The sequence below is a fragment of the uncultured Microbacterium sp. genome (genome assembly GCF_937927635.1).
In the GTDB taxonomy this organism is placed as follows: domain Bacteria; phylum Actinomycetota; class Actinomycetes; order Actinomycetales; family Microbacteriaceae; genus Microbacterium.
This window is the reverse complement of sequence record NZ_CALBRW010000031.1, coordinates 18170-39389: the sequence shown is the minus strand read 5'-3', so window position 1 is coordinate 39389 and position 21220 is coordinate 18170. Positions and strand designations below refer to the sequence as shown.

Genomic DNA, 21220 nt, shown 5'->3' with positions numbered 1-21220 from the left:
TCGCCGACATCCACTTCCAGCCCAAGTACGTGTTCCAGGCCATCGATGCCGGATGTGCGGGCGTGCGCGTGAACCCCGGCAACATCCGCAAGTTCGACGACCAGGTCGGCAAGATCGCCCAGGCCGCGCAGGCCGCCGGCGTTTCGCTGCGCATCGGCGTGAACGCCGGGTCTCTGGACCGGCGCCTGCTGGAGAAGTACGGCAGGGCCACGCCCGAGGCGCTCGTGGAGAGCGCCGTGTGGGAGGCGTCGCTGTTCGAGGAGCACGACTTCCACGACTTCAAGATCTCCGTCAAGCACAACGACCCCGTGATCATGGTCCAGGCGTACCGACTGCTCGCACAGCGCGGCGACTGGCCACTGCACCTGGGCGTGACCGAGGCCGGTCCCGCGTTCCAGGGCACCATCAAGAGCGCCACGGCGTTCGGCATCCTGCTCAGCGAGGGCATCGGCGACACCATCCGCGTGTCGCTGTCGGCCCCGCCTGTGGAGGAGGTCAAGGTCGGACACCAGATCCTGCAGTCGCTGAACCTGCGCGAGCGCACCCTGGAGATCGTCTCCTGCCCGTCCTGCGGCCGTGCGCAGGTCGACGTGTACAAGCTCGCCAACGATGTCACCGAGGGGCTGAAGGGCCTGACCGTGCCGTTGCGCGTGGCCGTCATGGGCTGCGTCGTCAACGGCCCGGGAGAGGCGCGCGAGGCCGACCTGGGTGTCGCGTCCGGCAACGGCAAGGGCCAGATCTTCGTGAAGGGTCAGGTCATCAAGACCGTTCCCGAGGCCGACATCGTCGCCACGCTCATCGAGGAGGCCAACCGCATCGCCGCCGAGATGGGACCGGATGCCGCGGTCGGCGCCGCGCAGGTGCTCACGCCCTGATCTGGCCGCGCCCCTGATCTGGCAGAGTGGGATCGTGCCAGAAACGCAGTCCCTCCAGCCCACCTTCGTGTCGTTCCCCCGTGGGGCGCTCAGCGGTCAGGGCGAGGTGGTGCTGGTCGATCGCGAGGCCGGCGTGGTCGTCACGGATGCGACGCCGTTCCACCCGGTGGATCACACCTGGCCGGACCAGCCCGGCGACTCGGGCGTCCTGAGCGTCGGAGGGGACCGGGTCGTGGTGACCGAGGCCGTGATGGCCGCTCTCGGCGATGACGGCGCGTTCGCCGTGGGCACCGACATCCCCGTCAAGCGAGGCGCTGACGGCTGGACCTGGCTCGTCGCGCATCGCATCGAGGGGGACATCCCGGCATCCGTCACCGTCGGCGCGACGGCGGTTCTGGAGGTGGATGCCGCGCGCCGCGGCGGGCTGAGCCGCGGCCACACCGCGTGCCACCTCGCCTCGCTGGCGCTGGATGCCGCGCTCGCCGACCTGTGGCACAAGGAGACCGGCGTCGACCCGCTCGGCAACCCCGACTTCGAGGGCCGCGCGAATCAGACCAGCTTCATCCATGCCGACGGCAGCGTGGACGAGTACCGACTGGGCAAGAGCCTGCGCAAGGCGGGGTTCGACTCCGCCGGGTTCGCCGAGTCGCTTCAGGCGCGGCAGGACCGCATCAACGAGCTGCTGGCGGGCTGGGTGGCGGCCGGCGGCGAGAGCCGCATCGACGTGGAGGGGCCGAGCATCACGGATCGCCGCACCTGGCGCAGCGTGCTGCCCGGGGGCGAGGTCGGGTTCCTGTGCGGCGGCACGCACGTGCGTTCGCTGCAGGCGTTCGCCTCCATCACCGTCGCGCTCGATCTCAGCGACCCGCAGCTGCTGGTGATGACGACGTCGGTGACACCGGCCTGATACCGCGCGGGTCGAAGGACCTGGGTCGCTGAGCCTGTCGAAGCGCCGAAGAGCCGAAGCGCCGTCGCCCGGAGACCGTGCCGTCAGGCGAGCCCTCTCTCGTCGATCCAGGTGTGCCACGGTGTGACCTCGTCGATGTAGACGATCGCGTCGAACGCCTCGCGGAGCGGCCCGTCGCCGGTGCGGATCCAGTCGTCGACGGCGACGCCCTCCGGCATCCCGCTCTCCATCACCAGCGTCGTGAACCCGGCGCGACGCGCGAGGAAGCGGAAGACGCGATGCCGCAGCTGCAGGAACTCGTGCACGCGGTGCATGGATTCGTCGAGGGCGACGACGCGGGCATCGCCGATGATCTCCAGCAGCGGTTCCAGGTCGCGATCGTCCTGATCGTCGGGATCGAGCGTGCGCAGCCGGTGGGCGCTCGCGCGCAGCCAGTCGTCGAGGTCGGTCACCGGTTCAGTCTGGCACCCGGGCGTGCGGCGTACGCTGATCGGAGACCGCGAAGGAGCACACCATGGAAACGCGCACACTCGGCGTCGGACTCGAGGTCTCCGCCATCGGCCTGGGCTGCATGGGCATGTCGCAGAGCTACGGCCCGAACCCCGGTTCGCGCGAGGACATGATCACGGTGCTGCGCGGCGCCGTGGATGCCGGAGTGACGCTGTTCGACACGGCCGAGGTCTACGGCCCGTTCGTGAACGAGGAGCTGGTCGGCGAAGCGCTCGAACCCGTGCGGGATCAGGTCGTGATCGCGACGAAGTTCGGCTTCGACATCCCGCGTTCGGGTCGGATGAACAGCCGCCCGGAGCACATCAGGGAAGTGGCGGATGCCTCGCTGCGACGTCTGCACACGGAAGCGATCGACCTGTTCTACCAGCACCGCGTCGACCCCGACGTGCCCATCGAGGACGTCGCGGGCACGGTGGCCGAGCTCGTCGCGGAGGGCAAGGTGCGCCATTTCGGCCTGTCCGAGGCATCCGCGGCCACCATCCGCCGGGCTCACGCGGTGTTCCCGGTGACGGCCGTGCAGAGCGAGTACTCGCTGTGGACCCGAGATCCCGAGGCGGAGGTGCTGCCGGCGCTGGATGAGCTCGGCATCGGCTTCGTGCCGTTCAGCCCGCTGGGCCGAGGATTCCTCACCGGCTCCATCGACGCGAGCACGGCCTTCGCCGACGACGACATGCGGCGGGGCCTGCCGCGCTTCACCGAGGAGAATCGTGCAGCGAATGCAGCGCTGGTCGCGCACGTGACCGAGCTGGCTGCGGCCAAGCACGCCACGCCCGGTCAGGTGGCGCTGGCGTGGCTGCTGGCACAGCGGCCGTGGATCGTGCCGATCCCCGGCACGCGGCGCCTGTCGCGCATCCACGAGAACCTCGGGGCTTCCGAGCTGGAGCTGACGCCAGGGGAGCTGGATGCCCTGGATGCGCTCGCCGCCCATGTGCACGGCGCCCGGTATCCGGAGTCCATGCAGCGCGCAGTCAACGGCTGAGCGGGTTCTGCCGCCGCTTACCGCACCAGCGCACCGATCCGCGCGCCGAGCCCTGCGGGCAGCACGTGCGGGCCAGTGAGCGGCATCCATTGGCGAACGACGCGGGTCCTGCAGGTCAGCGCAGCGGGCTGTTCACAACTCCGGAGATCCGTCGGCATTCGCCGACAACAGCGGAGAACCGTCTCGGACAACGGCGATTCTCCGGAGTTGTGAACCGCTCATGCCACCAGCATTACCTGGCCCTTGGCGACGTCGACGCTCTCCAGGGTGAGCGTCACGGTCTCGCCGGGCCTGGTGCCCTCCGGCACCTTCGCCGAGGCGGTGACGGCGGGTTCGGCGATCTGCACGGCCGCGCGCTCCTCGCCGCGGACCTCGATCAACGTCGCGTCGATCTTCTTCCCCACCAGCGGATGCAGCAGGGCGGCCTCCACGCGGTTGATGGTCTCGGCGTTCAGCTCGGACGCCCGCTGAGCAGCCTGCTGCATGAGCTCCGGCAGCTCCGGCAGGGATTCACGCGCCCAGTCGGGCGCCGGCTTCCCCTCCGAGATCGCCAGGCAGATGGCCAGAGACCAGCGGTCCACCAGCCGACGCAGGGGAGCGGTGGCGTGGGCGTACGGCGCGCCGATGGCTGCCTGCTCCAGGTCGCCCGCGGGCACCGAGCCGTCGAAGGTGATGTACCCCGCACCGCGGAACAGCGACACGGCCTGCTCCAGCACGGGCAGCGTCATCGGGTCGGCCTTGTCGAGGTTCCGAAGGTACTCGCCGTACCTCCCGGTGGTCCAGGGCCTGCCCAGCGCCTCGGTCTGCCGGCGGAATCGCGCGAAAGCCTCCTCGTCGGGCTGCGGCATGGTGCGCAGCACACCCACCTTCGCGCCCACCATCAGCTCGGCGGCAGCCATGCCGGTCATCAGCGACAGCTGCGCGTTCCAGTCCTCGATGGGCAGCGGATGCCGTCGCTCGATGCCGTACGTGCCGTCGGGCTTCTGCACGACCTCCTCGTCCGGCAGGTTCAGGCTGGCGCCGCCGCGCTGCGCCTCGAGCTCCTGGCGCAGCGCGCCGATCACCGGCAGCAGTGAGAGCGGGCCGTCCTCACCGGCATCCAGCGACTTCTGCGCGGCAACGTAGTCCAGCTGCGCACGCGATCGCACCAGCGCACGCTCCAGCCGGAACTCCTTCACCATCCCGTCGGAGTCCAGCGTGAATGTCCACACCAGCGCCGGCCGCTCCTGATCGGCCAGCAGCGAGGCACGGCCCTCCGAGAGTTCGCGCGGATGCAGCGGCACATTGCCGTCGGCGAGATACAGGGTCTGTCCGCGCTTGCGCGCCTCGGCATCCAGAGCACCGCCTGCGACCACGAACGACGGGACGTCGGCGATGGCGTAGCGGACCTGGTATGCGGAACCCGCCTTCGAGAGGTGCATGGCCTGGTCCAGGTCTTTGGAACCCGCGGGGTCCAGCGTGACGAACGGCACGTCGCGCAGATCCAGCGACGGCGTCTTCGGCATCACGGACTTCGCCTCGGCCAGTGCCTCCGGTGAGAAATCGACGGGCGACTCGATGCCAGCCCGCAGCTGCGCGAGGGCGGCCGCCAATTCACTCTGCTCTGCGGACGGGGCGACATGTGATCGACGCTGAGGCATGTCGTCAGCCTATGCCGACCACGCGCAACCAGAGGTAACGGCTGTGCGCGCGCAGGCCGCGGTCGGTAGCGTGAGACCATGACCAGCGCAGACAAGGCCCGCACACTGATCGACCTCTACGAGGCACCGCAGATCCTGCGCGTCGTCAACGTGTGGGACGCCGTATCGGCCAAGGCCGTCGCCGCCCTCGAACAGACCACGGCCATCGCCACGGCGGGCCACTCCATCGCCGCGACCTTCGGTTACCCCGACGGTCAGATCCCCCGTGAGCTGATGATCGACTTCGTGGGCCGCATCGCGGCATCCGTCGATCTGCCGGTCACGGCCGACCTCGATGACGGCTACGGCGATGCCGCGGAGACCACGCGGCTCGCGATCGGCGCGGGCGTGGTCGGCGCCAACATCGAGGACCGGCTCAAGCCGTTCGCCGAGTCAGTCGCGCAGGTCGAATCCATCGTGAGGGCCGGAGAGGCCGAGGGCGTGCCGTTCGCCCTCAACGCCCGCACCGACGCCATCGTCCGCGGCGGCGACAAGCCGCTGGCAGACAAGCTGGCGGATGCCGTGCAGCGCGGCCGCGCATACCTGGATGCCGGGGCCACCGCCGTGTTCGTCCCGGGCCTGCTCGACGCCGACGCCACCCGGTTCCTCGTCGATGGTCTGGGCGCCGGGAAGCTCAGCGTGATCGGTTTCCCCGGTGCGCTCGCCGCGGCGGAGTACGAGGCGCTCGGAGTCGCCCGCATCTCGTACGGGCCGATGCCGCAGCGCCGCGCACTGATGGCGCTGCAGGACACCGCGACCGATCTGTACGGCTCCGGCACCATCCCGGCAGACACCCGCGCGCTGAACTGACGCGCGGATGGGGTCCCGTCCGGGCTCCCAGTACAATCGACCCGTGGTCACACGTCTATCGAACTTCTTCCTCCGCACGCTCCGCGAAGACCCGGCGAACGCCGAGGTCGCGAGCCACAAGCTGCTGATCCGTGCCGGATACATCCGACCGCAGGCGGCCGGCATCTTCGCGTGGCTGCCGCTGGGCCTGCGCGTGAAGTCGAAGATCGAGACCGTCGTGCGCGAGGAGATGGCGGCCGCCGGTGCGCAGGAGGTGCATTTCCCGGCGCTCATGCCGCGCGAGGCATACGAGGCCACCGGTCGATGGGAGGAGTACGGCGACCTGCTGTTCCGCCTGCAGGACCGCAAGGGCGGCGACTACCTGCTCGCGCCCACGCACGAGGAGGCGTTCACCCTGCTCGTGAAGGACCTCTACTCCTCGTACAAGGACCTCCCGCTCACGCTCTTCCAGATCCAGGACAAGTACCGCGACGAGGCACGCCCGCGCGCCGGCCTCCTGCGCGGCCGCGAGTTCACGATGAAGGACGCGTACTCCTTCGACGCCGACGACGAGGGCCTGGACGCCAGCTACATGTCGCAGCGCGACGCGTACGAGCGCATCTTCCAGCGACTGGGGCTGGAGTACGCCATCGTCAAGGCGGATGCCGGGGCCATGGGCGGCTCGCGCAGCGAGGAGTTCCTGCACCCGACGCCCGTCGGCGAGGACACCTTCGTGCGCAGCGAAGGCGGCTACGCCGCCAACGTCGAGGCGTTCACCACCGTTGCCCCCGAGGCTGTCGGCTGGGACGGCGTGGCAGAGGCCACCGTCTTCGACTCGCCGAACACGCCCACCATCGACACCCTCGTCGCGCATTCCAACGCCGTGCTCGACGGTGAGTACACCGCCGCGAGCACGCTGAAGAACGTGGTCCTGGCGCTCACGCACCTGGACGGCACCCGTGAGCTGGTCGTCGTCGGCATCCCCGGCGACCGCGACGTCGACATCAAGCGCGCCGAGGTGGCCTTCGCCCCGGCCGAGGTCGAGCCGGCGACGGATGCCGATTTCGAGCGCCACCCGCTGCTGGTGCGCGGGTACATCGGCCCCTGGTCCGAGACCGGCGCCGTCCTCGGCGAGGAGTCCGCCACCGGCATCCGCTACCTGGTCGATCCCCGTGTCTCGGACGGCACCCGGTGGATCACCGGCGCCAACATCCACGAGAAGCACGCGCACACGGTCGTCGCCGGGCGCGACTTCATCGCCGACGGCATCGTCGAGATCGCGAATGTCCGCGAGGGCGACCCGGCCCCGGACGGTTCCGGCCCGGTCACGCTCGCGCGCGGCATGGAGATCGGGCACGTGTTCCAGCTCGGCCGCAAGTACGCCGAGGCGCTGGGCCTCAAAGTGCTCGACCGAAACGGCAAGCTCGTCACCGTCACCATGGGTTCGTACGGCATCGGCGTGACCCGCATCCTCGCGATCATCGCCGAGCTGAACAACGACGAGAAGGGCCTGATCTGGCCGGCATCCGTCGCGCCGTTCGACGTGCACGTCGTCGCAGCCGGTCGCGACCAGGTCGCGTTCGACGTGGCCGAGGACGTCGCGAACCAGCTCGAAGCCGCCCGCCTGGACGTGCTCTACGACGACCGCGTGAAGGTCTCGCCCGGCGTGAAGTTCGGCGACGCCGAGCTCGTCGGCGTGCCGAAGATCATCGTCGTCGGCCGTGGTGCGGCTGAGGGCCAGGTCGAACTGTGGGACCGCGCCACCGGCGAGAAGGAGACCGTCTCGGTCACGGATGCCGTGGCGCGACTCACGCGCTGAGCCGACAGCATCCGTGTGAATACGGTGGCCTGACGCATCCGTGAGGAGGATCACCGTGTCATGGCGCGGTTCCTCCTCACAGCGATGCCGTACACCGGGCATGTCACACCGCTCAGCGCGGTCGCGGCCGAGCTCGTCGAGCGCGGCCATGACGTGCGCTTCTACACCGGCAGTCGTCATCGCGCCCGCGTGGAGCGGGCCGGGGCGCGTCTGGTGCCCTGGCAGCGCGCGCCCGACTTCGACGAGAACGACCTTCCGGCGACCTTTCCCCGGCTGGTCGGGAAGAAGGGCTTCGCGCAGATGCTGGTCAACATGGTGGACTGCTTCATCCGCACCGCGCCCGAGCAGGTGCAGGACCTCGCTGCGGAGTGGGAGCGCGAGCCGTGGGATGCCCTCGCGGCCGACGAGACGTCGGTCGGTGCGGCGCTCTTCAGCGAGAGCAGGCGGATGCCGTGGACGACGGTCGGCATTCTGCCGCTGAACCTCATCGGGCCCGGCGGACCGCCCAGCGGCATGGGCGTCACACCGGGAACAGGGACGATCGGCCGGACGCGGGATGCCGTGCTGCGGGGACTTGCGCCCGTGCTGTCCCGTTCGCTCGTGAAGGCGCTCGACGACGCCGAGCGGAAGATCGGAGTGCCGCCCAGCGGGCGCGTTCTGGACCGGCTGGTGTTCTCGCCGACCTGCATCGCGGCCAGCGGCTCGCCGGACCTGGACTACGGGCGCACCGACCGGCCGCCCCATCTGCGCTTCGTCGGAGAGATCCGCGGGCGAATCGAGTCGCACGCCGTGCTCCCGGCCTGGTGGGGTGAACTGGACGGCCGCACGGTCGTACTGGTCACACAGGGCACGCAGAACATCGACCCGAGCGACCTCGTGCGACCCGCGCTGGAGGCGCTCGAGGGGCGGGACGTCATGGTCGTCGCCACGACGGGCATCCCCGGTCAGGACTCCTTCCCGTTCCGCGTGCCTGAGAACACCCGCGTCGCGGGCTTCGTCCCCTTCGCCGACCTCTGCGCACCGGACGGCCACGGGCCTCCGCGATCGCCGCGGCGGTCGATCGCCTGCTCGGCGAGAGTTCGTTTCGCGATGCCGCCGGCTCTGTGGGGAAGCGGCTGCGCGCCCTGGGCGGAGCCGGCGCCGTCGCCGACCTGCTCGAGGAGTCCGCCCTGGCTGCGCCTGTGACAGGCTGAGGGTATGACCGATGCCACGCTGAACGACGACCTGCGACACGAGATCACGACACTGCTGGACAGCGCGGGCATCCACACCGATCGTGGGCTGATCGCCCGCATGCTGCAGACCGCGGTGATGCTCGGGACCGAGCACACCGACCGGCTGGACCTGAAGATCGCCTCCGCGGCGCTGCGCGAGATGCACGACGCGTTCCGGCTGTTCCAGCCCTTCCAGCATGTGCCGAAGGTCACGGTGTTCGGCTCCGCTCGCACCGCCCAGGACGATCCGCTGTACGTGCAGGCACGCGACGTCGCTGCCGCCCTCGCCGGCGACGGCTGGATGGTCGTGACCGGCGCGGGCCCCGGCATCATGCAGGCGGCGGCCGAGGGCGCCGGCGCCAAGATGTCGCTGGGCGTGTCCATCCGACTTCCGTTCGAGGAGCGCATGGACACCGTCGTCGGGCAGGACGCGCAGGTCGTGTCGATGAAGTACTTCTTCACCCGCAAGCTGATGCTGATGAAGGAATCCCGCGGGTTCATCTGCCTGCCGGGCGGCTTCGGCACCATGGACGAGATGTTCGAGCTGCTCACGCTGCAGCAGACCGGCAAGGCCGAGCCCATGCCGATCGTTCTGCTGGACGAGCAGGGCGGGGCGTTCTGGACCGGGCTGAAGACCTTCGTGGATGAGCACCTGGCACCGGCCGGCGTGATCTCGCCGAATGACCTCGACCGCGTGCTCATCACGGACTCCGTCGACGAGGCCGTCGCGAACATCACCAGCTTCTGGCGCAACTACGACTCGCTGCGCTGGGTGGGGGACAGGCTGGTGCTGCGGCTCGTGCACGAACCGACGGATGCCGACATCGCCAGCCTCAATGAGCGGTTCGGCGGGATGTGCGCGGAGGGGCGCATCGAGCGCACCGCGCCCTTGGACGTCGAGGTCTCGGACGGGGACGCCGTCGAGCTGCCGCGAATCATGCTGAACCTCGCACAGCGCTCGGTCGGGTCGCTGTTCGCCCTCATCCGCGCCATCGACGACCTGCCCTCGGCCGCCTGAGCCCGCGCGGAAGGTGGTACGTCGATCGTTAGAGACGCGTTCACCTCGATGTCAACAGCGCCCGGCATCGTGGCATCCGACGCACTCAGCGCATCCGACGAGGAGGACCGATGACTCTGGCCGAACCCGCACGACGCAACCTGCCCATGCTCGACCACGTGCGGGGCAAGCGCTCTGCTGTGACCTGCCAGCTCAAGTGCGCGAACGCGTGCCTCGGCCCGGAGTGCAACACGTCCCAGAACGAGGACTTCCGCTCCATCGCATCGGCCGTCTTCTCCCGGCGGGCGCTGTTCGGCCTCGGTGCGGCGGCGGCGGTCGCCGTGGCCGTCGGCGCACCACGCCCGACTCCCGTGTCTCAGCCGTCCGCGTCCGGCGTCGCCGGTCCCGGAGCGTCCTTCGCCCGCCCGGGACGCGCGGGCCTCTCGTTCGGCGCCATCGCGCCGGTGCCTGCGGAGGTGGACGCCTTCACCGTGCCGGACGGCTACACCTGGAAGCCGATCATCCGCTGGGGCGACCCGCTGTTCTCACGCACTCCCGCCTTCGACATCGACGCTCAGACGCCCGAGGCGCAGGCCGGCCAGTTCGGGTACAACAGCGACTACCTCGACATCATCGCCGACCCGAGCGGCAGGACCGGCGTGCTCGTCAACAACCATGAGTACGTCAACCCGAACCTCATGTTCCCCGACACCGCCGACGCCGTCGAGCTGCGCCGCCGCGGTGAGATCTACAAGGCTGCGCAGGGGATGTCGGTCGTGGAGATCCGCCGCCGCAGGGTCGGCGACCCATGGGAGTACGTCGTCGACGGCCGCCGCAGCCGCCGCATCACCGTCGAGACGGTCTTCGAGCTCACCGGCCCCGCTGCAGGCACCGAGCTGGTCAAGACCGCAGCCGACCCCGAGGGCCGCTGGGTGCGCGGCACGCTCGGCAACTGCGCCGGCGGCACCACCCCTTGGGGCACAGTGCTGTCGGGCGAGGAGAACTTCAACGGCTACTTCGCCTGGGCGGCCGACACCGCAGAGCAGAAGCGGTACAGCGGCTCGAGCACGACATCGACCTCGACCGGCTGGGAGGCGTACGACCCCCGCTTCGACGCGCACGACGCCGGCTATGTCAACGAGCCGAACCGCTTCGGCTACATCGTCGAGATCGACCCGCAGGACCCGGCCTCGACCCCGCGCAAGCACACCGCAATGGGCCGCTTGAAGCACGAGGGCGCCAACGTCCGCGTCGCCGAGGACGGTCGGGTCGTGGCGTACATGGGTGACGACGAGCGCAACGACTACCTGTACAAGTTCGTCTCGAAGAACCGCATCTCCGGCTCGCGCAGGAAGAATCTCGCCCTGCTCAGCGAAGGGGACCTGTACGTGGCCAAGTTCCGCGGCAACTCGCCTGTCGGCGAGATCACCGGCACCGGCGCCCTGCCCTCGGACGGCGCCTTCGATGGCACCGGCGAGTGGCTTCCGCTCACCCAGGGCGGCGAGAGCGTGGTGCCCGGCTTCACGACTGAGCAGGTGCTGGTCTACACGCGCCTCGCCGCCGACGCCATCGGCGCCACCAAGATGGACCGTCCAGAAGACGTCGAGCCCAGCCCGGTCACCGGCAAGGTTTATGTCGCGCTGACGAACAACAGCCGCCGCACCGCGCTCGATGAGGCCAACCCGGTCACCGGAAACCGCTACGGCCACGTCATCGAGCTGACCGAGACCGCGGGCCAGAGCGGACGGACCTTCGGCTGGAGCGTGCTGCTGCTCTGCGGCGACCCGAACACCTTCGAGAACGCGTACTTCGCCGGCTTCCCGAAGGAGCTCGTGTCGCCGATCTCCTGCCCCGACAACGTCGCCTTCGACTCCGAGGGCAGCCTGTGGATCTCGACCGACGGCGCGCCCAGCACCATCGGTTACGGCGACGGCCTGTTCAAGGTGCCGCTCGTCGGGCGGGAGCGCGGCAACGTGCAGCAGTTCCTCTCCGTCCCGCGCGATGCCGAGACCTGCGGCCCCGTGATCCACGACCGCGAGGTGCTCGTGTTCGTCGCCGTGCAGCATCCGGGGGAGGACGGCACGTTCGACGCACCTCGCTCGCTCTTCCCCGACTACGGCTCGACCGCCGCCGGAGACGTCGCGACCGCACCGCGGCCCGCGGTCGTCCAGGTGAACCGCGCCTGATCTCCTCGGGGCGCCCTCTGCTCGATGCAGGGGGGCGCCCTGCTGTCTGCGGAGTGGGTCGGACCGATTCGGTTTCGGCTATTCTGGACGGATGCCCGCGGAGCGTCTGTCCGCGGGGAGAGCTGAATAGAGGAGACCGCTGATGGACATCGAACTCGGACTGCTGCGAGGAATCGAGAAGGAGAAGGCGATCCCCTTCGACGAGCTCGTGTCGATCATCGAGCAGGCCATCCTCACGGCCTACGGCAAGCACGTCTCGGCCGACGGGGCCATTCCCGAGGGTGTGCGCGTCGAGCTCGACCGCAAGACCGGCCACGTCGCCGTGCTCCAGCCCGTCACCGACGAAGAGGGCGCTGTCATCGGCGAGGAGGAGACCACGCCCGAGGACTTCGGCCGCATCGCCGCCTACGCCGCGAAGCAGGTCATCGGCCAGCGTCTGCGCGACATCGCGGACGATGCCGTGCTGGGGGAGTTCCGCGGCAAGGAGGGCGACATCGTCGCCGGCGTCATCCAGCAGGGTCCGAACCCGCGCATGATCCACGTCGACCTCGGCTCGGTCGAGGCCATCCTCCCGCCCGAGGAGCAGGTGCCCGGCGAGGAGTACGCCCACGGCACGCGCCTGCGCGTGTACGTCACCAGCGTCGCCAAGGGCACCAAGGGACCGCAGATCACCGTGTCCCGCACCCACCCGGGCCTGGTGCGCAAGCTGTTCGCGCTGGAGGTGCCCGAGATCGCCGCCGGCCTGGTCGAGATCGTGTCGCTGGCCCGCGAGGCGGGCCACCGCACCAAGATCGCCGTGCGCGCCAACGACCCGTCCGTCAACGCCAAGGGCTCCTGCATCGGCGAGATGGGCCGCCGCGTTCGCGCCGTCACCGAGGAGCTCTCCGGGGAGAAGATCGACATCGTCGACCACCACCCCGACCTGGCGACGTTCGTCGCCAACGCCCTGTCGCCCGCGAAGGTGACGTCGGCATTCGTCCTGGATGCTGCGACCAAGGCCGTCCGCGCCCTGGTGCCCGACTACCAGCTCTCGCTGGCCATCGGCAAGGAGGGGCAGAACGCCCGCCTGGCCGCCAAGCTCACCGGTGCCAAGATCGACATCCAGCCCGACAGCGTGATGGGAGACGAATGACGGCTCGGGTGCTCAGCACCCTGCGCACACGCCGGGCGCCGGGCTTCGATCCGCACCGCGAGGTGTAAGATGGAACCTGTACGAACGTGTGTCGGTTGCCGCGGTCGTGCCTCTCGATCCGCCCTGATCAGGGTGGCCCTGCACAATGATGAGCTCGTCTTCGACGAGCGAGGAGTGCTGCCGGGGAGAGGTGCGTGGCTGCATCCGGCATCCGAGTGCCTGGATGCCGCGCTGCGGCGCCGAGCCTTCGCACGAGCACTTCGCATCTCTCCTTCGATCGGGTTCCCCGAGGCGGAGGATGCGCAGACCACCGAACGGTACTTCCACCGAAACAAAGGCTGAACGGCTATGGAAACAAAGTGAACGGCTCGAAATGAGACCCGTCCGCGACTAGTGGTCTGCCCTGCCAGGGCGGACCGACCCTGACAGGAGAATTGTGGCTGGTAAACCACGCGTGCACGAGATCGCCGCTGAACTCGGCGTCGACAGCAAGTTCGCACTCGCGAAGCTCAAGGAGCTCGGCGAGTTCGTGAAGAGTCCCTCTTCGACCATCGAGCCCCCGGTGGCTCGCAAGCTCCGCGCTGCCATCGCGGCGGACGCGTCGGCTGCGCCTGCAGCCAAGACCGACGAGAAGCCGGCGGCCAAGGCCGCCGCGCCCAAGCCGGGCGCTCCGGTGCCCGGTCCCAAGCCGGGTCCCGCGAAGCCCAAGGCCGAGGCGCCGAAGGCCGAGCCCAAGGCGGAGGCCGCTCCGGCGGCTCCCAAGTCGTCTGCACCGCGCCCCGGCGGCTCCGCACCGCGACCGGGCGGCAGCGCGCCGCGTCCCGGTGGTGCCCCGAAGCCCGGCGCTGCGCGCCCGGGCGGCTCACCCAAGCCCGGTGCTCCTCGCCCCGGCAACAATCCGTTCTCGTCGTCGCAGGGCATGGGCCAGCGTCCCGCAGGTCCCCGTCCCGGCAACAACCCGTTCGCCTCGGCGCAGGGCATGGGCCAGCGTCCGACTCCGGGCAACATCCCGCGTCCCCAGGCTCCGCGTCCGGGTTCGCCGCGCATCGGCGCCCCGCGTCCGGGACGTCCCGGTGCTCGTGGTGGCCAGGGCGGTCGTCCGGGTGCTCCGTTCCAGCAGCGCACCGGCGGCCCCGGCCGTCCCGGCGGCGGCACCGGCGGCGGCTTCCAGCGTCCCGGCGGCGGTTTCGCCGGGCGTCCCGGTGGCGGCGGCCGTGGTCGTGGACCCGGCGGCGGCACCGCTGGCGCGTTCGGCAAGGGCGGCGGCAAGAGCAAGCAGCGCAAGTCGCGTCGGGCGAAGCGGCAGGAATTCGAGATGCGGTCGGCGCCGGTCGTCGGCGGCGTCAACGTCTCCAAGGGCCATGGCGAGATCATCCGGCTGCGCCGCGGTGCATCCATCGCCGACTTCGCGGACAAGCTCGAGGCGCTGAACGGCTACACCGTCCAGCCCGGAACGCTCGTCACCATCCTCTTCAACCTCGGCGAGATGGCCACGGCCACCGAGTCGCTGGATGAGGCGACCTTCGAGGTCCTGGGCGCCGAGCTGGGCTACAAGATCCAGATGGTCTCGCCTGAGGACGAGGACAAGGAGCTCCTGGAGGGCTTCGGTCTCGACCTGGAGGCCGAGCTGGAGGCGGAGAGCGAGGACGACCTCGAGATCCGTCCGCCGGTGGTCACCGTCATGGGTCACGTCGACCACGGAAAGACCCGCCTGCTGGATGCCATCCGCAAGTCGAACGTCATCGAGGGCGAGGCCGGCGGCATCACCCAGCACATCGGTGCGTACCAGATCTGGACCGAGCACGACGGGCACGAGCGCGCCGTCACCTTCATCGACACCCCGGGTCACGAGGCGTTCACCGCCATGCGCGCCCGTGGTGCGCAGGTGACCGACATCGCGATCCTCGTGGTCGCCGCCGACGACGGCATCATGCCGCAGACGGTGGAGGCCCTGAACCACGCCCAGGCGGCCGAGGTGCCGATCGTGGTCGCGGTGAACAAGATCGACAAGCCCGAGGCCAACCCGGCCAAGGTGCGCCAGCAGCTGACCGAGTACGGCCTGGTCGCCGAGGAGTACGGCGGAGACGTCATGTTCGTCGACGTCTCGGCGCGCGAGGGCATCGGCATCCAGGATCTGATCGACGCCGTGCTGCTCACGGCCGACGCGGGCCTGGACCTGACCGCCAACCCGAACAAGGCCGCCCGCGGTGTGGCCATCGAGGCCAAGCTCGACAAGGGCCGCGGCTCGGTCGCCACCGTGCTGATCCAGTCCGGAACGCTGCGCGTCGGAGACGCCATCGTCGCCGGCACCGCGTACGGTCGCGTCCGCGCCATGCTCGACGAGAACGGCGAGCAGGTCGCAGAGGCAGCCCCGTCCCGCCCCGTGCAGGTGCAGGGTCTGAACTCCGTGCCCCGCGCCGGTGACGTGTTCATCGTCACCGACGAGGACCGCATGGCGCGTCAGATCGCGGAGAAGCGCGAGGCCGTCGAGCGCAACGCCCAGCTGGCCAAGGCCCGCAAGCGCATCTCGCTCGAGGACTTCACCCGTGCTCTCGAAGAGGGCAAGGTCGAGACGCTCAACCTCATCATCAAGGGCGACGTGTCCGGTGCCGTGGAGGCGCTGGAGGAGTCGCTGCTGAAGATCGAGGTCGACGACTCGGTGCAGCTGCGCATCATCCACCGCGGCGTCGGCGCCATCACGGAGTCGGATGTGAACCTGGCGACGATCGACAACGCGATCATCGTGGGCTTCAACGTCCGTCCGGACGCCAAGGCGCGCGAGGCCTCGAACCGCGAGGGCGTGGACATCCGCTTCTACTCGGTGATCTACTCGGCCATCGAGGAGATCGAGAACTCCCTCAAGGGCATGCTCAAGCCGGAGTTCGAGGAGATCCAGTCCGGTGTCGCCGAGATCCGCGAGGTGTTCCGCTCCTCGAAGTTCGGCAACATCGCCGGTGTCATCGTCCGCTCCGGAACGATCACGCGCAACGCCAAGGCGCGCGTCATCCGCGACGGCGTCGTCATCGCCGATGGCCTGGCCATCGAGTCGCTGCGTCGCTTCAAGGATGACGTCACCGAGGTCCGCACCGACTTCGAAGCCGGTATCGGCCTGGGCAAGTACAACGACATCCAGATCGGCGACGAGATCGAGACCACCGAGCTGGTTGAGAAGCCTCGCGGCTGATCTCGTCTGAACTGAAGGGTGAGGGGCGTCTCCGGACGCCCCTCATCCGTCACTCATAGGAATGGGAACATGGCTGGAGAACGACAGGCACGGCTCGCGGACCGCATCCGCGTCATCCTCGCCGAGCGCCTGGAGAAGGGTCTGCGCGACCCGCGTCTGGGCTTCGTGACCATCACGGAGGTGCGCGTCTCGGGCGACCTGCAGCACGCGACCGCGTTCTACACGGTGCTGGGCACCGAGGAGGAGCGCGTCGCCAGCGGCGCCGCACTCGCCTCGGCGACGGGGCTCCTGCGCAAGGAGGTCGGCCGGCAGCTCAACGTGCGGCTGGTGCCCACGCTGGAGTTCATCGCGGATGCTCTTCCGGAGTCCGCCGGGCACATCGCCGACCTGCTGCGGCAGGCCCGCGAGCAGGACGAGGCCGTCGCGAAGCTGGCCGTCGGCGCCACGCACGCCGGCGACGCCGACCCGTACGTGCACGACGACGAGGACGACGAGGACTGACGACCGGCGCTTGAGGCGGGGTCAGCGGGGGAGCAGCAGCATCCCGTCCTCGGCCTCGACGAGACCGTCGGCGATGAGCGAGTCGATGGCGCGGTCGCGCTGGATCGGATCCGGCCAGTCGGCGAGCACAGCATCCGCCGGCATCCGATGCCCGTCCGCATGCCGCAGCGCGCGCAGCACGCCGCCACGCGTCTGACGGTCAGAGCCCTCGTACTTCGCCTGGCGCCGGCGCGTGTCGCCGGTGTCAGGGCGACCCGCGGCGAGCCATGCGCAGGATGCCGCGATCGGGCACGACTCGCAGCGCGGCGACCGCGCCGTGCACACCACCGCGCCGAGCTCCATCATGGCGGCGTTGAAGACCGCGGACTCCGCCGCATCATCGGGCAGCAGCGCGTCCATCCGCGACAGATCGCGCTTGGACGGTGCCTCCGGCTGCGAGCACCCGTCGACGGCACGGGCGATCACGCGCCGGGTGTTGGTGTCGACCACCGGATGCCTGTCGCCGTACGAGAACACGGCCACGGCGCGCGCCGTGTAGTCGCCGATGCCGGAGAGCGCCAACAGCGCGTGCACGTCGCGGGGGACCACGCCGCCGTGACGCTCCACGACCTCCACCGCCGCACGGTGCAGCCAGAGCGCCCGTCGGGGGTAGCCGAGGTTCGCCCACTGGTGCACGACCTCCGCGGGCGTCGCCTCGGCCTGGGCTGCCGGGGTCGGCCAGCGCTCCAGCCAGGCCTGCAGATGCGGGATGACTCGCGTGACCGGCGTCTGCTGCAGCATGAACTCGCTGACCAGCGTGCCCCACGCGCCGTAACGATCCGAGAACGCCGCACGACGCCACGGAAGATCTCGGGCCTCGCGTCGATACCATTCGAGCACGAGCGGGCGCCACGCTGCGGGGGGAATCGTCGCGGGAGGCACTCGCACAGCCTATTAGCTGGAGGGTGGAACATGACCGGAGTCCGGACGCGAACCGCGGCAGCGGTGACGATCGCGATGACGATGCTGGTTCTCGCGGGCTGCGGGACGGCATCAGCCGATCCCGCGGCAGCGCCGTCGAAGGGCACAGCGTCGAGCTCGGCCCCGACGCAGAACGAACCAGCGGCACCGAAGACCGACCCGGCCGATCCCGCCACCTGGACGGTGACCGCGCAGGGAATCGGACCGATCGAGCTGGGCGGCTCCTTCGCTGATGCACAGGCCACGCTTCCGTCATGGACGGGCGATGAGCAGTGCACCTGGGTCGACAGCTGGACCAGCACCGACCATTCCCAGACCGGACTCTTCGCGCGTGATCACGACGACTCCGACGGCGATGTCAACATGGTCACGTTCGATTCGCTCGAGGACACCGTGGCTCCCGCTGACGGGCCGCGCACCGAGAAGGGGATCGGGCTCGGGTCCACGCGCGACGAGGTGATGGCCGCTTATCCGGATGCCGCCTCGCAGAAGCCCGTGATCGCCGACGGCGAGCTGCTGCGAGTAGGCGCACAGGGCTCGCCCGCAATCTACTTCGCGATCCGCGAGGGCGCGTCCAAGGTCAGCGCGGTCACCGTGACAGCGATGGACGAGCCGCAGTACGAGGTGTGCGGCTGACTGAGCCGATGCGCGGCGCGTCCGTCGCGGCTCGCATCGGTAGTCTTGACGGGTGGCATCGCACGGCATCCTCCTCGTCGACAAGCCCGGTGGCCTGACCAGTCATGACGTGGTCGCGCGCGTCCGGCGCGCCTTCGGCACCCGCAAGGTCGGCCATGCCGGCACCCTCGACCCTGCCGCCACGGGCCTGCTGGTCATCGGCATCGAGGGCGCCACGCGCCTGCTGACCTACATCGTCGGCGCCGACAAGACCTACACCGCGACCATCCGGCTCGGGGCGCGCACCACCACCGACGACGCCGACGGCGAGATCACCGAGACGGCCGAGCCAGCGGCGTGGGATGCCGTGGATGAGACCGCCATCCGAAGCGGCATCCGCGCCCTCACCGGCGCCATCTCCCAGATTCCCAGCTCCGTCTCGGCCATCAAGGTCGCGGGCAAGCGTGCCTACGACCTGGTGCGCGCGGGGGAGACCGTCGAGCTGGCCGCCCGCGCGGTGACCGTGTCGCGCTTCGAGCTGCTCGCGCAGCGCCGCGCCGATGAGCGCTTCCTCGACCTGGACGTCGTCGTGGACTGCTCCTCGGGCACGTACATCCGCGCGCTCGCCCGCGACCTCGGCGATGCACTGGGAGTCGGAGGGCACCTGACGGCGCTGCGTCGCACCCGCATCGGCGGGTTCGACGTGGCGGATGCCGTGACGCTGGAGCAGCTCGACGAGGCCGCCACGGTCACGCCCGCCGAGGCCGCAGCGCGGGTGATGCCGGTGCTGCACGTCACAGCCGACGAGGCCCGTGACCTGCGGCACGGCAAGCGGCTGACCGGTCAGCGCGATCGGCTCGAAGCCGCGGAGGTGGCGGGCATCGATCCGGAAGGGCTGCTGGTCGGCATCCTCGAGGCCCGTGGACACGACATCAAGAGTGCTATGAACATGCCGGAGGTGCAGGCATGATCCTGTGGTTCACCATCGTCCAGATCGCCGTCGCCTGCGCGTCCGGGCTGTTCTGCCTGATCGCCGGTTTCGCCGGCCGGCGCCCCAGCGACTACACCGTCGGCAGCCTGCTGCTGGTGGAGGTGCTGCTGATCGCGCAGGTGGTCATCGCCATCATCGCTCCGCTGGCGGGCAATCCGCCGACCGGGGACCTGCTGGAGTTCTGGGTGTACCTGGTGGCCGCCGTGCTGCTGCCGGTGGGCGGCACAGCGTGGGCGCTCATCGACCGCACCCGCTGGAGCACCGTGGTGCTGGGCGTGGTGGGCGTGTCGCTGGCGATCATGCTGTGGCGGATGCAGAGCATCTGGACGCTCCAAGTCGCGTGAGCGGCGCGCTGAGCGCATCCCGCCGCGGAATAGAATGGTCGACGCAATGATCCACACCGACGCCACGCACGACGCCCCTGCGCGCACCCGGATGACCGGCATCGGCCGAGTCCTCGTCATCGTCTACGCGGTGATGGCGCTCGGCGCCACCGGCCGCAGCTTCGTCCAGATCGTCCGCCGCTTCGACGAGGCGCCGCTGGCGTACACCCTGTCCGCGCTGGCCGCCGTCGTCTACATCCTCGCCACACTGGCGCTGATCCTCGCGCACCGTCGTGGCTGGTACGTCGTCGCGTGGGTGGCGATCGGATTCGAGCTCACCGGGGTGCTCACCGTCGGGTTGCTGAGCGTCTTCGTCCCGCACCTGTTCGGGCACCCCAGCGTGTGGTCCTACTTCGGGATGGGCTACGTGTTCATCCCGCTCGTGCTTCCCGTGTTCGGCCTGTGGTGGCTGCGCACGCATCGACCCCAGGAAATCTCCGCATGATCATCTTCCGCGACCCCGCCGACGTCCCCGCGGACTTCGGCCCCAGCGTCGTCGCCATCGGCAAGTTCGACGGCGTGCACGTCGGCCATCGCGCGGTGCTCGAGCGGCTGAAGGCGGATGCCGCGGCAGCGGACGCACGCTCGGTGGCGGTGACCTTCGATCGCAATCCGCTGGAGGTGCTGCGCCCGGAGCTGTGCCCGGAGAACGTCGTGGCGACCTCCCGCAAGCTGGAGCTGCTGGGCGAGCTCGACCTGGACGCCACGCTGCTGCTGACGTTCGACCGCGCACTGGCATCCCTGGCGGCCGAGGACTTCGTGCGCACGATCCTCGTCGACGCGCTGCATGTGGTCACCGTGCTGGTGGGCCGCGACTTCCGATTCGGAAGGGGCGGTGCGGGCAACCCCGACCTGCTGCGCGAGCTCGGGCCCGTGCATGGCTTCACCGTCGATGTGGTCGACGATGTGCACCCCGCCGGAGCCGATCGGCGCGTCTCGTCCACCTGGGTGCGCGAGCTGCTGGCCGCGGGCGACGTGGCCGAGGCGGCGAAGGTGCTGGGGCGCCCGGTCACCGTGTCCGGCGAGGTGGTGCACGGCCTCAAGCGCGGCCGCGAGCTGGGCTTCCCCACGGCGAACCTGTCCGAGATGATCGACGCACTGGCTCCCGCCGACGGGATCTACGCCGGATGGCTGGACGACCACGACACCGGCATCCGGCATCCCTCTGCGATCTCGGTCGGCACCAATCCCACCTTCGACGACGTCGACCGCCGTCAGGTGGAGGCGCACGTGCTGGACGAGTCAGGGCTGGACCTGTACGGGCACCACGTCACGGTGGAGTTCACCGACCACCTCCGCGGCATGGTCGCGTTCGAGGGGATGGATGCGCTGATCGCGCAGATCGCCGCGGACGTCACCGAGGCGCGCGGGCGACTCGGGCTCGCCTGATCGCGCTGGATGCCCCGGATGCCGTAAACTAGCGCCTGGCACCCGCCGACAGACGCATATCGCGCAGGCGCGGAGCCACTCCGCACGGTCCTGGCTGGTGCCACACGCGG

The 21220-nt window shown here is 69.9% G+C and carries 20 protein-coding genes; 17 read left to right on the top strand and 3 right to left on the bottom strand.

Features of this window, described 5'->3' with window-relative positions; all coding sequences use genetic code 11:
- Both ispG and Q0568_RS14125 read left to right on the top strand, forming a co-directional pair.
- Positions 1-875 (top strand): flavodoxin-dependent (E)-4-hydroxy-3-methylbut-2-enyl-diphosphate synthase (gene ispG, locus Q0568_RS14130; RefSeq protein WP_298867589.1); only part of this gene is annotated, 875 nt, incomplete at its 5' end.
- A 34-nt stretch (positions 876-909) separates the two neighbouring features.
- Positions 910-1782 carry a hypothetical protein gene (locus tag Q0568_RS14125; protein ID WP_298867587.1) on the top strand — a complete coding sequence of 291 codons (873 nt, stop codon included), beginning with the start codon at positions 910-912 and terminating at the stop codon, positions 1780-1782.
- 83 nt (positions 1783-1865) lie between these two features.
- On the opposite strand, the gene Q0568_RS14120 is transcribed toward Q0568_RS14125, so the two are convergent.
- Positions 1866-2234, bottom strand: coding sequence for a hypothetical protein (locus Q0568_RS14120; protein WP_298867585.1), 369 nt, complete (start codon positions 2232-2234; stop codon positions 1866-1868).
- A 62-nt stretch (positions 2235-2296) separates the two neighbouring features.
- Between Q0568_RS14120 and Q0568_RS14115 the strand changes: the two genes are divergently transcribed.
- Positions 2297-3271 carry an aldo/keto reductase gene (locus tag Q0568_RS14115; protein ID WP_298867583.1) on the top strand — a complete coding sequence of 325 codons (975 nt, stop codon included), beginning with the start codon at positions 2297-2299 and terminating at the stop codon, positions 3269-3271.
- Positions 3272-3489: 218 nt separating this feature from the next.
- Here the strand turns inward: Q0568_RS14115 and Q0568_RS14110 are convergent, their stop codons facing one another.
- Positions 3490-4911: an RNB domain-containing ribonuclease gene (locus Q0568_RS14110; protein WP_298867581.1), complete on the bottom strand. Its 1422-nt coding sequence runs from the start codon at positions 4909-4911 to the stop codon at positions 3490-3492.
- 78 nt (positions 4912-4989) lie between these two features.
- On the opposite strand from Q0568_RS14110, the gene Q0568_RS14105 reads away from it, so the two are divergent.
- The 9 genes from Q0568_RS14105 to rbfA all read left to right on the top strand — a co-directional run bounded on the left by Q0568_RS14105 (position 4990) and on the right by rbfA (position 16772).
- Positions 4990-5760, top strand: coding sequence for an isocitrate lyase/phosphoenolpyruvate mutase family protein (locus Q0568_RS14105; protein WP_298867579.1), 771 nt, complete (start codon positions 4990-4992; stop codon positions 5758-5760).
- Positions 5761-5803: 43 nt separating this feature from the next.
- Positions 5804-7558, top strand: coding sequence for a proline--tRNA ligase (locus Q0568_RS14100; protein ID WP_298867577.1), 1755 nt, complete (start codon positions 5804-5806; stop codon positions 7556-7558).
- Between the two features lie 60 nt (positions 7559-7618).
- A complete protein-coding gene (locus Q0568_RS14095) occupies positions 7619-8743 on the top strand; it encodes a hypothetical protein (protein ID WP_298867575.1) in 1125 nt (374 codons plus the stop codon).
- A gap of 12 nt (positions 8744-8755) precedes the next feature.
- Positions 8756-9790 (top strand): TIGR00730 family Rossman fold protein, encoded by a 1035-nt coding sequence (locus Q0568_RS14090; protein WP_298867573.1) that lies wholly within the window; start codon positions 8756-8758, stop codon positions 9788-9790.
- A 110-nt stretch (positions 9791-9900) separates the two neighbouring features.
- Complete coding sequence (locus Q0568_RS14085; protein ID WP_298867571.1) at positions 9901-11955, top strand: PhoX family phosphatase; 2055 nt, start codon at positions 9901-9903, stop codon at positions 11953-11955.
- 142 nt (positions 11956-12097) lie between these two features.
- Positions 12098-13087, top strand: a complete 990-nt coding sequence (gene nusA / locus Q0568_RS14080) for a transcription termination factor NusA (protein WP_298867569.1) — start codon at positions 12098-12100, stop codon at positions 13085-13087.
- Between the two features lie 69 nt (positions 13088-13156).
- Positions 13157-13429 (top strand): YlxR family protein, encoded by a 273-nt coding sequence (locus Q0568_RS14075; protein ID WP_298867567.1) that lies wholly within the window; start codon positions 13157-13159, stop codon positions 13427-13429.
- A gap of 94 nt (positions 13430-13523) precedes the next feature.
- Positions 13524-16271: a translation initiation factor IF-2 gene (infB, locus tag Q0568_RS14070; protein ID WP_298867565.1), complete on the top strand. Its 2748-nt coding sequence runs from the start codon at positions 13524-13526 to the stop codon at positions 16269-16271.
- A gap of 69 nt (positions 16272-16340) precedes the next feature.
- The gene (gene rbfA, locus Q0568_RS14065) at positions 16341-16772 is read left to right on the top strand and encodes a 30S ribosome-binding factor RbfA (protein ID WP_298867563.1); all 432 of its coding nucleotides are present in this window, start codon (positions 16341-16343) and stop codon (positions 16770-16772) included.
- A gap of 21 nt (positions 16773-16793) precedes the next feature.
- Here rbfA and Q0568_RS14060 read toward each other — a convergent pair whose 3' ends face one another.
- Positions 16794-17693, bottom strand: a complete 900-nt coding sequence (locus Q0568_RS14060) for an A/G-specific adenine glycosylase (RefSeq protein ID WP_298867562.1) — start codon at positions 17691-17693, stop codon at positions 16794-16796.
- 30 nt (positions 17694-17723) lie between these two features.
- Between Q0568_RS14060 and Q0568_RS14055 the strand changes: the two genes are divergently transcribed.
- The 5 genes from Q0568_RS14055 to Q0568_RS14035 all read left to right on the top strand — a co-directional run bounded on the left by Q0568_RS14055 (position 17724) and on the right by Q0568_RS14035 (position 21110).
- Positions 17724-18368: a hypothetical protein gene (locus Q0568_RS14055; protein ID WP_298867560.1), complete on the top strand. Its 645-nt coding sequence runs from the start codon at positions 17724-17726 to the stop codon at positions 18366-18368.
- Positions 18369-18420: 52 nt separating this feature from the next.
- Positions 18421-19317 (top strand): tRNA pseudouridine(55) synthase TruB, encoded by an 897-nt coding sequence (gene truB, locus Q0568_RS14050; RefSeq protein ID WP_298867558.1) that lies wholly within the window; start codon positions 18421-18423, stop codon positions 19315-19317.
- Positions 19314-19682, top strand: a complete 369-nt coding sequence (locus tag Q0568_RS14045) for a hypothetical protein (RefSeq protein WP_298867556.1) — start codon at positions 19314-19316, stop codon at positions 19680-19682. The genes truB and Q0568_RS14045 overlap by 4 nt, the downstream gene beginning before the upstream one ends.
- 91 nt (positions 19683-19773) lie before the next feature.
- Entirely contained in the window at positions 19774-20166 is a 393-nt protein-coding gene (locus tag Q0568_RS14040; protein ID WP_298867591.1) for a hypothetical protein, read from the top strand.
- Positions 20163-21110, top strand: a complete 948-nt coding sequence (locus tag Q0568_RS14035; RefSeq protein WP_298867554.1) for a bifunctional riboflavin kinase/FAD synthetase — start codon at positions 20163-20165, stop codon at positions 21108-21110. Before Q0568_RS14040 ends, Q0568_RS14035 begins: the two co-directional genes overlap by 4 nt.
- Positions 21111-21220: the final 110 nt, after the last annotated feature.

Bases quoted from the DNA above. Each gene is read 5' to 3' on its own strand.
- Q0568_RS14115 (WP_298867583.1), top strand. From the start codon at position 2,297: ATGGAAACGCGCACACTCGGCGTCGGACTCGAGGTCTCCGCCATCGGC.
- Q0568_RS14110 (WP_298867581.1), bottom strand. From the start codon at position 4,911: ATGCCTCAGCGTCGATCACATGTCGCCCCGTCCGCAGAGCAGAGTGAA.
- Q0568_RS14105 (WP_298867579.1), top strand. From the start codon at position 4,990: ATGACCAGCGCAGACAAGGCCCGCACACTGATCGACCTCTACGAGGCA.
- Q0568_RS14095 (WP_298867575.1), top strand. From the start codon at position 7,619: ATGGCGCGGTTCCTCCTCACAGCGATGCCGTACACCGGGCATGTCACA.
- Q0568_RS14090 (WP_298867573.1), top strand. From the start codon at position 8,756: ATGACCGATGCCACGCTGAACGACGACCTGCGACACGAGATCACGACA.
- Q0568_RS14085 (WP_298867571.1), top strand. From the start codon at position 9,901: ATGACTCTGGCCGAACCCGCACGACGCAACCTGCCCATGCTCGACCAC.
- nusA (WP_298867569.1), top strand. From the start codon at position 12,098: ATGGACATCGAACTCGGACTGCTGCGAGGAATCGAGAAGGAGAAGGCG.
- Q0568_RS14075 (WP_298867567.1), top strand. From the start codon at position 13,157: ATGGAACCTGTACGAACGTGTGTCGGTTGCCGCGGTCGTGCCTCTCGA.
- rbfA (WP_298867563.1), top strand. From the start codon at position 16,341: ATGGCTGGAGAACGACAGGCACGGCTCGCGGACCGCATCCGCGTCATC.
- Q0568_RS14055 (WP_298867560.1), top strand. From the start codon at position 17,724: ATGACCGGAGTCCGGACGCGAACCGCGGCAGCGGTGACGATCGCGATG.
- Q0568_RS14045 (WP_298867556.1), top strand. From the start codon at position 19,314: ATGATCCTGTGGTTCACCATCGTCCAGATCGCCGTCGCCTGCGCGTCC.
- Q0568_RS14040 (WP_298867591.1), top strand. From the start codon at position 19,774: ATGACCGGCATCGGCCGAGTCCTCGTCATCGTCTACGCGGTGATGGCG.
- Q0568_RS14035 (WP_298867554.1), top strand. From the start codon at position 20,163: ATGATCATCTTCCGCGACCCCGCCGACGTCCCCGCGGACTTCGGCCCC.